8 protein-coding genes are annotated in these 13,044 nt (G+C 54.6%); 6 read left to right on the plus strand and 2 right to left on the minus strand.

Going from position 1 to position 13,044, the window contains the following annotated elements; genetic code table 11:
- Positions 1-11: 11 nt before the first annotated feature.
- The gene (locus AABB92_RS20795; protein ID WP_046289405.1) at positions 12-1,481 is read left to right on the plus strand and encodes an amidase family protein; all 1,470 of its coding nucleotides are present in this window, start codon (positions 12-14) and stop codon (positions 1,479-1,481) included.
- Positions 1,482-1,526: 45 nt separating this feature from the next.
- Here the strand turns inward: AABB92_RS20795 and AABB92_RS20800 are convergent, their stop codons facing one another.
- Positions 1,527-1,736, minus strand: a complete 210-nt coding sequence (locus AABB92_RS20800; protein ID WP_031377943.1) for a YdgH/BhsA/McbA-like domain containing protein — start codon at positions 1,734-1,736, stop codon at positions 1,527-1,529.
- Positions 1,737-2,205: 469 nt separating this feature from the next.
- Between AABB92_RS20800 and AABB92_RS20805 the strand changes: the two genes are divergently transcribed.
- The 4 genes from AABB92_RS20805 (at position 2,206) to AABB92_RS20820 (ending at position 10,520) form a co-directional block, all read left to right on the plus strand.
- Positions 2,206-2,592 (plus strand): response regulator, encoded by a 387-nt coding sequence (locus AABB92_RS20805; RefSeq protein WP_031377942.1) that lies wholly within the window; start codon positions 2,206-2,208, stop codon positions 2,590-2,592.
- A complete protein-coding gene (locus AABB92_RS20810; RefSeq protein ID WP_046289406.1) occupies positions 2,589-8,159 on the plus strand; it encodes an ATP-binding sensor histidine kinase in 5,571 nt (1,856 codons plus the stop codon). Before AABB92_RS20805 ends, AABB92_RS20810 begins: the two co-directional genes overlap by 4 nt.
- 656 nt (positions 8,160-8,815) lie before the next feature.
- Positions 8,816-9,937, plus strand: a complete 1,122-nt coding sequence (locus AABB92_RS20815; RefSeq protein WP_031377941.1) for a porin — start codon at positions 8,816-8,818, stop codon at positions 9,935-9,937.
- A gap of 34 nt (positions 9,938-9,971) precedes the next feature.
- Positions 9,972-10,520 (plus strand): NADPH-dependent FMN reductase, encoded by a 549-nt coding sequence (locus AABB92_RS20820; protein WP_031377940.1) that lies wholly within the window; start codon positions 9,972-9,974, stop codon positions 10,518-10,520.
- Between the two features lie 204 nt (positions 10,521-10,724).
- Here the strand turns inward: AABB92_RS20820 and AABB92_RS20825 are convergent, their stop codons facing one another.
- Positions 10,725-10,934: a YdgH/BhsA/McbA family protein gene (locus AABB92_RS20825; protein WP_031377939.1), complete on the minus strand. Its 210-nt coding sequence runs from the start codon at positions 10,932-10,934 to the stop codon at positions 10,725-10,727.
- A gap of 731 nt (positions 10,935-11,665) precedes the next feature.
- Here AABB92_RS20825 and AABB92_RS20830 point away from each other — a divergent pair.
- Positions 11,666-13,024 carry an MFS transporter gene (locus AABB92_RS20830; RefSeq protein WP_082097626.1) on the plus strand — a complete coding sequence of 453 codons (1,359 nt, stop codon included), beginning with the start codon at positions 11,666-11,668 and terminating at the stop codon, positions 13,022-13,024.
- Positions 13,025-13,044 lie beyond the last annotated feature (20 nt).

Here is a 13,044-nt window from a genome sequence, read left to right on the forward strand (position 1 = left end):
CGGAATTTATAATGAAAGAGAGAACAGCATTGCTGGCTTCGGGCTCAGCACGGGCGATCGGTGCGGCGATTGCGGCGGGTGAAATCAGCGCGCTTGAAGCTACCGAATGGTACCTGGATCGTATTGAGCGATTAGATCAGGGTAAAGAGGGCATTAACTGCGTCAGAACGGTATCCCGTCTGGCGCGGGAAGAGGCGCGACGTGCCGATGCCGCGCTGGCTGCCGGTCAGGCGGCAGGACCGCTGCATGGCGTGCCTTATCTGATCAAAGATAATGCGTTTACCCTCGACGGCAGCTTTGCCTCGGCAGGTGCCAGTGCGCTGGCAGAGTTTATCCCGCCTTATGAAGCGACGGTTGTGGCGCGTCTTCGCGAGGCGGGCGCTGTACTGCTGGGTAAAACTAACCTGACCGAATTTGCCGACTTCGTTGCCGAAACCATGCCCGCTGAGTTTAGCGGAGCGGGCGGTGTGGTGCGGCATCCGCTGGGCGGGCGATACGATCGGGGAATGGGTTCCAGCGTCGGGTCGGCGGCCGCGGTGGCAGCCGGTTTTTGCGGTTTTGCTATTGGCTCGGAAACACAAAATTCGATTCAGGCTCCGGCGGTTCACAGTGCGGTCGTCGGCTTTAAACCCACGGTGGGCCGCGTCAGTCGTCACGGCTTTATTCCGCTGGTTGCCAGTCAGGATTCGCCCGGTCCGCTTACCCGGACCGTTGATGACGCGCAGCTGGTTTATCAGGCGATCGGCGGGGCGGATATCAAAGATACCGCCACGCTTACCGTTTTTCCGGCTGAAACCCGGGGTAATCAAAGCCTGCAGGGGCTGCGAATCGGCATCCCGCGGCGCTTTATCGCCGACACGGTGCTGACGCCCGACCGCGAGGCAGTGTTTGAACGCCTGCTGCACGCCCTGGCCCAGGCGGGGGCGGTGATTGTCGATCCCTGCGATCTGCCTTCGGCAGAACAGCTGAATGGCGTGCGCTCATGCGTTTTTCGCGCGGAGTTTCGTGCCGGTCTTAACAGCCTGCTTACGGCGCTTAAGCCGTGCGGCATGCGCTCTCTGCAGGACATTATCGCGTGGAACAGCGCACATCCGCAGAGCATTCCCTATGGTCAGTCTCTGCTTGAAGCGACGGATGCCGCGCCGGATCTTCGCTCATCAGCCTATATTGACGATCGGCGGCAGGACATTGCCCTCAGCCTGAATGCCGGCATTCTGGCTGCGCTGAACGCCGGACCGGCAGATGTGCTGCTGTCGCCGATGTCGGCAGCGGCAAAATGCACCGGAAAAGCGGGCGCGCCGGTGGTGGCGATACCCGCAGGCGCAGATTCGGCAGGCTTGCCGTTCGGCGTTACGGTATACGCCGCGCCGGGCCAGGATGCAGCTATTTTGCAGGCAGCCATGGTCATTGAAAGCGTCATTGGCCAGCGTCTGATGCCCGCTATCACTGACACTGAGTCAGTAATCACAACAAAAAGCTGAACAGCAAAGGGCTGCCCGCGGGCAGCCCTGGTGCAGAAGCAGGGATTATTTAGTCAGGCGGGCAGTCATGTGCACCTGATTGCCGCTGTAGGCTTCCGTAATGCTGTAGCTGGCACCCGCCATTTTCGCTCTGGCGGCGATCTGCGCTTCGGCTGCGTCGAGCGTGGAGGCAGTGGCTGTCACCGTCTGCGCGAAGCTGGTGGTTGAAATCAGTGACAGAACGAAGACTGCAGCGAATTTTTTGACGTTTTTCATGGCGATTTTCCCGGCGTTAATCTGTGTTTGTGAGGCGGACTGCCTCGATGGAGTGAAGATTACGCAGGAAAGGCGGCGATGAAAATCCCGAAAATATGCTGAAGTAAATCAAAAAAACTGATGCATGCGATTTTCCGGTAACCCGGCGTCAGCCAGACAGACAGTCCGGGTCGGTATAGTTATACCTAAAGATAATAGTCCGAAGAAAAAAAGGTTCTTACAATGGCGCCAGACCGTTGCGCAACGCGAAAGCGGCTGGCCTCAGGGCGGATCGGTTTGATTCAGCTGACCAATCCGCGCTCGTGACCGGCTCTGCTGCCCAGCAAAGGCGGACGGCAAGCGGAATGAACCGCCAGCCGTTTCGTCACGGCTCTTCCGCTGACATCGGCAACTCTCCACCGTTCTCAGGTGACAAATCCTGCTACGGACGTGCCTGACACAGGCCTGAGCTTTATTTAAGGAAAACAGCATGCAGCTGTCGCAGCGTATTGTCGTCATCGATGATGAACGTTCTGTTCGTAGTGGTCTGACCAACCTGCTCCAGTCTGAGGGCTATCTGACCAATGCCTTCGAGTCGGCAGAATCTCTGCTTGGTGATGAAGCCGCGATAGCGAGTGCCGCGCTTTTTATCATTGATGTGCAACTGAAGGGGATGAATGGGTTTGAGCTGTTTATCAACCTGACCCAGCGCATTGAAAATCCGCCGGGGATTATCATTTCCGGCAACGGTGACGACACCATGTTGCGGTATGCCATCAACCTGGGGGCGATTGCCTTTTTGCCAAAGCCGATCGAAATTGATACGTTGTTTGAACATATCCGACAGGAATTCTCCTCAAGGGCTGCCCGCCAATGAGTACTAATCCGCAGGCGTTACATTCAGCAGAAAACGATGAAATCGCACTATCAGAGGATATTCTCTTCAGCCCGCTGGCGCAGGAGGGCAATATCGACTGGCTGCTGTGCCGGCACACCACCTCCGGTGACACCTTTGTGCTGGCGACCGCAGGCAATGAAGCGTCGGTCTTTCATGTCACGCAGCTGCTGAAAAATGAATATGCCCTTCGTGACCGGTTAGCGGAAAGCTGGGCGCTGAAACCGCAATGGCACACCCATTACCAGGGACGCTATGCGCTGGTTTATCCCGCCTTTGATTATCGCACCCTGACGGATGTGCTGTGCATGCCGCCTGGCCCCCTCTCTGAGTTTCTCAAATCTGCCGCGATGCTGTGCAGTACGCTGAGCCAGCTACATCAACAGGGACTGGTGCACGGTGATATCAAACCGGCAAACTTCTTTCTGAGCGATGAGGATGGCGTTTATCTCGGGGGCTTTGGGCTCTCCTCGCTGCATAATCCGCTGCCGGAGCAGCAGCGCCTGCCTGTAACGGGCGGTACTCTTGCCTATATGTCGCCAGAACATACCTCCCGTTCAGCCCATCAGGTGAGTCACGTCAGTGATTTGTACAGTCTCGGCATTGTGCTTTATGAGCTGCTGACCGGCAGACTGCCTTATGGCAGCATTGAGGGCGGCCACGCGGAGTGGGTGCACCATCACATCGCCTCGGAAGCATTGCCGCCTCATCTGCTGCGTCCTGACGTGCCGGTGATCCTCTCCTCCATCATCCTGCGACTGCTGGCCAAATCGCCGGAGTACCGTTATCAGACCGCCGATGGGCTGCTGGCCGATCTTCGTCGCTGTGCGGCCACGCTGCAGCCGGATGGCATGATTGAGCCGTTTACGCTGGGACTGCAGGATTCACCTGCCGCCAGTCTGTCTGCTGATTCGCTGTGTAGCGATCATCCGCAGGCCAGCAGGATCCTGGCGGCGTTGGATGAGGTCAGCAACAGCGGCAAACACAGCCTGGTGACCATCAGTGGTGCTGCCGGTGCCGGGAAATCCTCCCTGATTGCCTCCGCGCTCAAACTGCTGCGCACCCGGAAAACCTTGCTCACCTTGGTGAAAGTCGATCAGCATGCGCCGGTGTTACCCTATACGGTTTTTACTGCAGCCTTCAGGACGCTGACCCTGCACGTGCTGGGTCTGCCCGCTGAAGAAATGGCCCAGTGGAAAGCACATATTTCACGGTTGCTCGGTGCCTATGCCGGACTGGCGGTAAACCTGGTGCCAGAACTGGGAATATTGCTTAATCAGAAAGCGGCGGTTCTGCCGCACTCGCATACGCTTGATGCGAAAAATCGCTTTAATCTGGTTGCCTGTAGCCTGGTTAAAGCGTTTACGGCCCAGGGGCGGCCGCTGGTTATTCTTATTGATGATGGCCACTGGGCCGATCAGGCGACGCTGCTGTTGCTGCAAAATCTGCTGAGTCAGGGTGAAGAGATCCCGCTGCTGCTGGTGATCGCGCACCGGGATATCACCTCGTTACCCTGTCCGCTCATTGCGGGTAATCTGAACCAGCTCTGCGCGAGCACCCCGCGCATTATGGCGATCACGCCCGAGCCGCTGTCGGAAAAGAGTATTGCGGGTTGGCTGGCGGGGCAGTTTCATACCCGCAGTTCGGCAACGGCTGAGCTGGCACGGGTCATCCACGAAAAAACCGGCGGTAATCCGCTCGCCACTCATAACTTTTTCCGCCAGGCGGTGCAGCAGGGATTGATTACCCACCATGCGCCGTTCAGATGGACCTACGATGCAGAGGCGCTTAAAAACAGCCACTACACCGCTAACGTCGCGGCCAGCGTGCTGCTGCACCTCGCCTCGCTACCGCTGACGGCCCGGCATATGCTGGGTAAGCTGGCATTGCTGGGCAGTGCCGGCGAGTTGCAGGTCCTGAGCCAGATTCTTGCCGTCTCCAGCGCGGAGATAGAGGCGATACTGTTGCCAGCGGTGACGGCCAGGCTGGTCACCCGCAATGAGGAGGGCTACGCCTTTATGCATGACAGCGTGCATGAGGCGGCGCTTAATCTTCTGCCGGATGCAGATAAAGATGCTTTCCATTGCGCCGCGGCACGCTTTTACATGCATCAATCGCAGCACGATATCACCAATGCGGTGCTGTTCCGGGCGGCGCATCACCTGCTGGCGGTTAAAAAGCTTACGCTCCTCCGATATGAAACCGGGCCGTTCTGCCAGCTGTTGCTCAGCGCCAGCCGGCGGGCAAAAACCACCGGCGATTATCTCTCTGCGCTGCGCTATTTGCAGACCGCCCGGGTATTGCACGACGGTGCCGGTGATGCCGGAAGCAGCGAATTTCTGCTGGAAGAGGCGGAATGCGAATTTCTTAATGGCAATCTGCCCGCCGCACTGACCTTAAGCTCCCGGGTCCAGTCTTCACCCGGCGACGCCGCCGATAAAGCCGGTGCGGCGTGCCTGATTGCTGAAATTCATATGCGTCAGTCGGACAGTAAGCTGGCGCTGGAGACCGCGCTCGCCTGGCTGGCGGTGTTTGGCATTCATCTGAACCGTCATCCGGACCAGGCGGAGTGCGATGCGGCCAGAGTGAAGCTGAAGGAGGCGGTGGGGAAAAATCCCTATGCCCGCTTCCGTTCGCTGGCCCGGGTCGACTGTAAAAATACCGAAGCGGTGATGAATCTGCTGGCCAGCGCCAGTACATTTGCTGCCTTCATCAATCCGCGACTGCACTTTATGATCCTGTGCCAGCTGCTGCACCTGACAATGGAGCGTGGGCTAAGTGGCGCCTCGACGCTGGCGCTCTCGTGGTATGGCGTGGTGTGCGGCGACCAGTATGATGAGTACAGCCGCGGCTTTGCCAGCACGCTGCTGGCGCGCGAGCTGGTCTATAAGCATGACTTTGTCAGCTTTAAAGCCCGGACGCTGCTCCCGCTCGATCAGGTCAGTATCTGGACGATGCCGCTAACCTATGCCATCGAGCGGGCGAAGGCCACCTTTGACGTGGGGGTTGAAACCGGCGACCGGACGTCGGCGTGTCTGGCACTGCGGCACATCGTCATGAATTATCTGGCGCGCGGCGATCATCTTGATGGCGTACACACCTCGATTGCGCGAGGCATGCAGTTTGTCAGAAAGGCACAATACCGCGACGTGGAAGTGATCCTCGGGATGCAGCTGGACTACGTCCTTTTCCTGCGCAAGCCGCGCAGCACTATCTTCACCGGTGATGACTTTCAGCCGCCGGTGCTGGCGGTGGTTAAACCTGAACATGCGGTTGAACCTATCTACCTGATGCAGTTCTGGTCCCGGCTTTATAAAGCGATGGCCCACTTCTTTGCCAGTGAGTATGCGGCGGCAGAGGCATGGTTTAAGCAGGCCGAACCGTTCACCGCACGTATACCGGGGCATGTGCATATGCTCGATTATCATCTCTACAGCGCGCTTTCGCTGACCGTGCCGCTTAAAACCGGAGCGATGACGGATAAGTTACGACTGCAGCTGAAGCAGCACCTCGACAGGATCGTGACCTGGTCAAACGAAAACAGCAAAACGTTCGCCGATAAAGAGGCGCTGCTGCGCGCCGAGTGGCTGCGTCTGGAAGGGAAAACCGCACCGGCGTTTGAGCAATTTGAAAAGGCGATCGTGTTGTCACGCGAAGGGCAGTTTCATCATATTAACGGGCTGACCTGCGAACTGGCTGCACGGATGGCCTATGCCAGTAATATGACGTTTGCTGGCGATGCCTACATTAAAGGGGCCATCGCCGCCTGGGATCGCTGGGGAGCCGGGGCTAAGGTTCGCCAGCTGGAGATGCAGCATCCGGCGCTGGCCAGCCAGGCAACGCAGACCGCGCTGAGTACCGTTCCGTTTGAGCAAAGTGCGGTGATCGGCGATTTACAAAGTATGGTGACGGTGATGCGAGCGCTCACCGAAGAGATTAATCTGGACCGGCTTATTCATGTGCTGATGATGATGCTGGTGGAGCGTGCCGGTGCCCAGCACTGCATGCTGATTCGACTGGCCGACGGCAATATCCCGGAAATCCAGGCAAGGGCTTCGACCACCGTCGACGGCGTTAAGGTCAAAATCGTACGTGAGTTGCCGGTCGCCACCGATCTGCCGCTGTCAGTGCTGTCTGCGGTGATCCGTACCGGGCAGGAGATCCGTACCGGTAAGCCAGAGGTATTCAGCCCCTTCAGTCAGGATAACTATCTGGTTGCCTCCGGCGCGGCGGTAATGTGTGTCCCGATGTTCAGACAGGCGCAGATGGTAGGTGTGCTTTATCTGGAAAACCGCCTGATGCCAGACGTATTTACCGCCGATCACTCGCGGATCGTTTCAATGCTGGGAGCGCAGGCTGCGGTATCACTTGAGACAGCTCGCCTGTACGCCGAGCTGGTTGATGAGAATATTCAACGCCGCAAAATTGAGAAGCAGCTGCGTGCCAGCCAGACCTCTTTAATGCTCGGCGAGAAAATCAGTCATACCGGCACCTGGCACTGGCATCTTGAACCGGATATTCAGTACATCTCCGATGAATATAAACGCATTATGGGACTGCCACAGGAGCAGGCAAGCACCTCAATGGTGGAGTTTCAGCGTCGCGTTCATCCGGATGACATACTCTGCCTGAGGGAGTTGATCGAGACCAGTGTGCGAAAAGGGACGGTGATGCAGGCTGAGTTTCGTATCATTCGCGATGACGGTGAATGCCGCTACATCAAAGGCATCGGCGAGCCCAATGAAAACTGGCCAGAAGTGGCCGAATATTTTGGCACGCTCACCGATATCACGGCTCAGCGCCAGTCGGAAGATGCGGTGCGCATCGCTCAGGCGGAACTGGCTCGCGTCGCGCGGGCAACCACCGTTGGCCAGCTTACCTCTTCCATTGCCCATGAGATTAATCAGCCACTGATGTCAATCGTGGCCAATGCCGGTGCCAGCCAGCGCTGGCTTAAACGTGATCCGGCGAATCTGGAAAATGCCAGTCACAGTCTTGATGAGATCATCCGGGAAGGCCGGCGGGCTGGCGATATTATTCGCGGACTGCAGGCGCTGACGCGGAATCAGGTTGCCGAAGTTGCGCCGGCAAAATTGCACCTGATTACCCGCGATATTATCGTTCTGTCGCGTCTGGAGCTGGAACGTCGGTTTGTCTCACTGGAGCTGGATCTGGCGGCAGATAACGACAATGTTTTCTGTGAAAGCGTTCAGATACAACAGGTGCTGCTCAACCTGGTGATCAATGCAATTGAAGCGATGGCCGATAACATCGGTGCGCGTCATTTACGCATCGCCTCTTCACATCCTTCCGCTAAGGTGATTCGCATCGAGGTTGCTGATAACGGCGCGGGTCTGTCTGATACGGTGATCGGAAAAATATTCGACTCGTTTTACACCACCAAAGCGGAAGGGATGGGCATGGGGCTGACCATCAGCAATGAGATTATTAAACGTCACGGCGGTGAGCTACGCGCAGAAAACCGTCCGCAGGGCGGCAGCCTGTTCTGGTTCACATTGCCCTTAGAAGGAAAAGAGACGACTGCCTGAGTGCGCTCCCGTTGTGTTGAGCGCAGAACCGGGCAGGGTGGGCGGGCAGGCTGAACGGCCGGGTTCGCCCACCTTCGCGAGCCGGTTTATCACCGTCCTCATCCCGCAGGCCTGGCGTATTTCTTTAAAATCAGCAAAAACAGGCCAACAACGATCAGCACAACCCAGGTTTTCAGCATATTCACGGTAATTATCTCATTTAATTGCCGGCAGACCGGCGGCGGTATTATTTATCCGCACTGCGGACCTGTTGATGGCGCGGGTGTAAAACTCACTTTCATTTTCTCAACACCTTATCTTTGCGCTGATATTCAGCACGGCGATAACCGGTGTCGTCGAGATGAATGTTATGCGTTCAGGACCCACTTTGAAACAGAGAGATTATGCTGAAGTAAATCAGTTAATTTGAACATCCTGCGTTTTATATCCTGCTGCAGTGAAAAGGGTCTGGGCGAACGGCAAAAAACAGATGTGCCGTTTTAGCTATTATCCATTGGTATACCTATCCCTTTGTATAACTTCTCTTTTCCCCGTTCGCGCCTGATAATCCCTGGTCTCCTGTTGTGGAAATTATTGCCCTGACATTAAGCAATCAGCGGCGTCGTGAACCTGTCTGACGAGGCCGATAAGTGGTCTTAACAGGCTATGAGGAATAAATGAAAGCGAATTATCTGGCGCTAATGACGTCTTGTCTTTTTTTAACCCTGCCAGTGTCTGCCGCTGAAATTTATAATAACCACGGGAATAAGATTGACCTGTATGGTCTGGTTTCCGGACTCCGTTATATAAGTGATGACAAAAGCCAGGATGGCGATCAGTCTTATATGCGAATAGGTTTTAAAGGACAAAGCCAGATCGCTGAGCAGATCACTGGCTATGGCCAGTGGCAGGGTCAGTTCAACACTAACCAGTCAGAAAGTGACAGCAACAGTCTGTTCACCCGCCTCGGTTTTGCCGGTATTAAGGTCGGTCGCTACGGGTCATTTGATTATGGCCGCAATGTCGGCGTGTTGTATGACGCGCTGAGCCTGACTGACATGCAGCCCGAGTTTGATGCGCAAACCTATAACACCGATCAGTTTATGTTTCGGCGAGGAAACAGCCTGGCCACTTATCGCAACACCGATTTCTTTGGCCTGGTGAACGGTCTGGATTTTGCCCTGCAGTATCAGGGGAAAAATAGCGGCACTGGTGAATCGGGTACACGGGATGTGTTGCGTCAGAATGGTGAGGGATACGGCGTCTCTGCCTCATATTCCTTTGGCGCAGGTTTTAAAGCGGTGGGAGCGTTAACCCGTTCTGGTCGTACCGCTGCCCAGAACAGTGACGCCGGAATTATGGGGGAGGGCGACAAAGCGGAAGCTTACTCTGCGTCGCTTAAATATGACGCCCACAACCTCTATCTGGCGGTGATGTATACGCAGGCATTCAATGCCTCGCGGTTTGGCAGCAGCAGTGCAACCGGGATTTATGGCTACGCTAACCGGTCAGATATCATCGAACTGTTTGCGCAATATACCTTTGATACCGGCTGGGTTCCTTTTATCGCCTATAGCCAGTCCCGGGCAAAAGACCTTGGCGCGGCAGGTAATGGCCGCGTCTACGGTAGTCAGGATTTGGTGAAGTTCATCGACTTTGGCGGCTCCTACCTGTTTAACCGCAATATGCTGGCGTACGTCGATTACAAACTCAACCTGATTGATAACAGCGAATTTTCTCAACAGGCCGGCGTATCCACCGATGATATTCTGGCCGTCGGTCTGGTTTATCAGTTCTGATTGTGCCGTTGTTTACTGAATAATGAGGATCACCATGAATACTGCCCTGAAGTTTGTCACGCTAACCTGCAGCCTGCGAGCCGGTTCATTTAATGCCGCCACTGCAGCCGCGCTACCGGAACTGGGACCTGAAGGCGTCACTTTTGAGCCGTTAGGATCGCCAGGTTCATTCCCGCATTACAGCCAGGACACCGAAGCAGCAGGATTTCCAACTGAAGTGCTGGCGATGGCTGAGGCGATTTTCAAAGCCGACGGGCTGATTATCATTACACCGGAATACAACCATTCGATTCCGGGCGTGCTCAAAAATGCCCTCGACTGGCTGTCCCGGGTATCACCTCAGCCGATCGCCGGTAAACCGGTACTGATTCAGTCAGCTTCGCCCGGCAAGCTGGGTGGGGTAAGGGCGCAACTGCATTTGCGACAGATCCTCGGCTACTTCGATGCCCGTATCCTCAACAAGCCGGAGGCTATCATTGGTGAAGTGAGTGATAAGGTTACAGACGGCATCCTGACCGATGAATCTACCCGTCAATTCCTGTCACGTCAGCTGGTGGCTTTCAGAGATTTTGCAGTTAAATAAACGCGGATCTCTTTACGCGCAGGTCTGACGTGATTCTGTACAAAACAGTCGCTGCGGCAGCCCTTTAAACGGCACAGTGACGGGCAGCCAGACTCTGGCTGAGGCCTATCCGCCGTGGAATTTCTATACCGCTTCAGCAACCCGCAAAACCAGAAAAGGCCGCCTGACGGCAGCCCTTTCTGGCAAATCCTTTTGCGACCATGATTATTTAATCAGTCGCGCGGTCATATGAACCTGATTCCCACTGTACGCCTCAGTAATGCTGTAATCCGCACCGGCCATTTTTGCCCGGGCCGCAATTTGTGCTTCCGCACCATCCAGCGTGGAGGCTGTCGCGGTTACGGTCTGCGCAAAACTTGCTGATGAGATGAAGGCCAGCACAGCGACAACAACGAATTTTTTGAAGTTTTTCATGGTCAGTTCCTGAAGTTGATTTTTAGATTGTGAGGCGTTGTGCCTCGATGGAATGAATAATAGAGAACAGGCCTGACAATGAAAATCCGTGTTTATTGCTTTGCTTTATCAAAAAATATGAATGATGGCTGTGCGGCACAGAGTCTTAAACAGAGGAGGCTTTTTAGTATGCGTGGCCGTAGCTTTCGAGAGCCGCGGATGAGTGGTGACGTCGGAGTGATGGCATGTTTTGTCTGGCGGCAACTGCTGCTGAGGGCTGGTTGAACGGGTGTTGCTGTCTGGAAAGAAGAATGAAATATGCCAGAGATTTAAATGCGCAAAATATAGATTATGTTAAATAACAGTGAAGTTAGCTATACGGATATCTGTCTTCATCACAGGTGATATCGCGGGTACACCCCTCCCTTCACTCGTCAGGATACCGGCGGCGAGTGATTGCCGCCCTTTACAAAGCCAATGCGTCAGAGCAGCCAAAACTCAACGTAATAATTGCCGCTGTCGAAACCTCAGCGGAGTCATTTTAGTCCTTGTGACAGGCGCTTTACCCGTGGCGAGTGCTATGCGTTAACTCAGTCACAATTTTTTAACTTCACGCTTTCATCCCTTGACTGTTGACCGCTCTGTCGTAAAACTTGCAAAAAGTAAAACGTTTTACTTTTCGACTCAGGCGTCGCGGTATATATGCATTTTCCGTGATATTTCCGGGGGTTATAACTCTACTGGGATACATCATGAAACACGTAGAAGAGTACGATAATTCACTGGTCGGCATTGATGTGATGCCGGATCATCCTCAGCCAGAAATATCATCACTGGCCAGTGGCGCGATCAAAAAAGCCCGGATGCGCTTAATGCCGCTGATCCTGATGATGTATCTGCTGGCGTTTATTGATCGTTCTAATATCGGCATGGCGGCATTAACCATGAACCAGTCTTTAGGGTTAACGCCTGAGCATTTTGGCTTCGCTGTCGGCATTTTCTCTTTTGGCTACATCCTGTTTGAAATTCCCAGCAATGTTCTGCTGGAACGTTATGGTGCACGCTTCTGGTTAGCCAGGATCATGATCACCTGGGGTGTGATTTCGATGGCGATGGCGTTCGCGCAAGGTGTGGTGAGTCTCAGTATCCTGCGATTCTTATTAGGTGTAGCCGAAGCAGGTCTGGCGCCTGGTATTGTTTTTTATCTCACCACATGGTTTCCCAAAAAAGAGCTGGCCAGGGTTTTCTCAATTTACTATTTAGGTGTACCGCTGGCCGCTATTATTGCCAATCCTTTATCAGGATATATTCTCGACAATTTCCATGATGTGGGTGGGCTGGAAAGCTGGCAGTGGCTGTTTTTAATTGAAGGATGTCCGCCGGTAATTTTGTCGGTCATCGTTTTTCTTTACCTCACGGATAAACCGGCTAAAGCTTCCTGGCTTAAGCCTGAGGAACGTCAGGCCTATCAGGAGCTGATGGAAAAAGAGCAGCAGGCAACATTAGCGGTGGGCCACTCTGGCTTGAAAGCGATGTTCAAAGACCGTCGGGTGTGGATCTTAGGTCTGGCTTACTTTTTTACGGTCATTGGCTTAACCGGTCTCGGTTTCTGGATGCCGCAGTTTATTAAACGCTTCGACTATTCAGACACGGTGGTAGGACTGCTTGGCACTATTCCCTATATCGTGGGTGCCGTGGTGATGTGCTGGTGGTCAAATCATTCTGACAAAACCAACGAGCGCACCTGGCATTTCATTCTGCCTTCGCTGCTGTTTTCTGTTGGTTTCGTGGTCGCAGCTATCAGCGATTCTCCCGTCATATCCATGCTGGGATTGACGCTTTCGACTGTTGGTATGCTGGCATGTGTACCGACGTTTTATACTCTGCCCGCCTCCTTCCTTACCAGCCAGGGTTCTGCGGGTGGCCTGGCGCTCATCAACTCTATCGGGAATGTTGGCGGTTTCTTTGGCCCTTTCCTGGTGGGTCTCACTATTTCTCTTACCGGTAAATCACAAAACGGCCTCTATCTGTTATCGATTCTGGTGCTGTTCTCGCCGCTACTGATTTATCTCCTGAGTAAAAGTCGCCGTCAGGTCGCTGGCTGGCGTTAAATCCCACGCATCAAACCCTG

Source organism: Pantoea brenneri (assembly GCF_038594305.1).
Classification (GTDB): Bacteria; Pseudomonadota; Gammaproteobacteria; order Enterobacterales; family Enterobacteriaceae; genus Pantoea; species Pantoea brenneri.

Coding starts and splice junctions, on each gene's coding strand:
- AABB92_RS20795 (WP_046289405.1), top strand. CDS start 12: ATGAAAGAGAGAACAGCATTGCTGGCTTCGGGCTCAGCACGGGCGATC.
- AABB92_RS20800 (WP_031377943.1), bottom strand. CDS start 1,736: ATGAAAAACGTCAAAAAATTCGCTGCAGTCTTCGTTCTGTCACTGATT.
- AABB92_RS20805 (WP_031377942.1), top strand. CDS start 2,206: ATGCAGCTGTCGCAGCGTATTGTCGTCATCGATGATGAACGTTCTGTT.
- AABB92_RS20810 (WP_046289406.1), top strand. CDS start 2,589: ATGAGTACTAATCCGCAGGCGTTACATTCAGCAGAAAACGATGAAATC.
- AABB92_RS20815 (WP_031377941.1), top strand. CDS start 8,816: ATGAAAGCGAATTATCTGGCGCTAATGACGTCTTGTCTTTTTTTAACC.
- AABB92_RS20820 (WP_031377940.1), top strand. CDS start 9,972: ATGAATACTGCCCTGAAGTTTGTCACGCTAACCTGCAGCCTGCGAGCC.
- AABB92_RS20825 (WP_031377939.1), bottom strand. CDS start 10,934: ATGAAAAACTTCAAAAAATTCGTTGTTGTCGCTGTGCTGGCCTTCATC.
- AABB92_RS20830 (WP_082097626.1), top strand. CDS start 11,666: ATGAAACACGTAGAAGAGTACGATAATTCACTGGTCGGCATTGATGTG.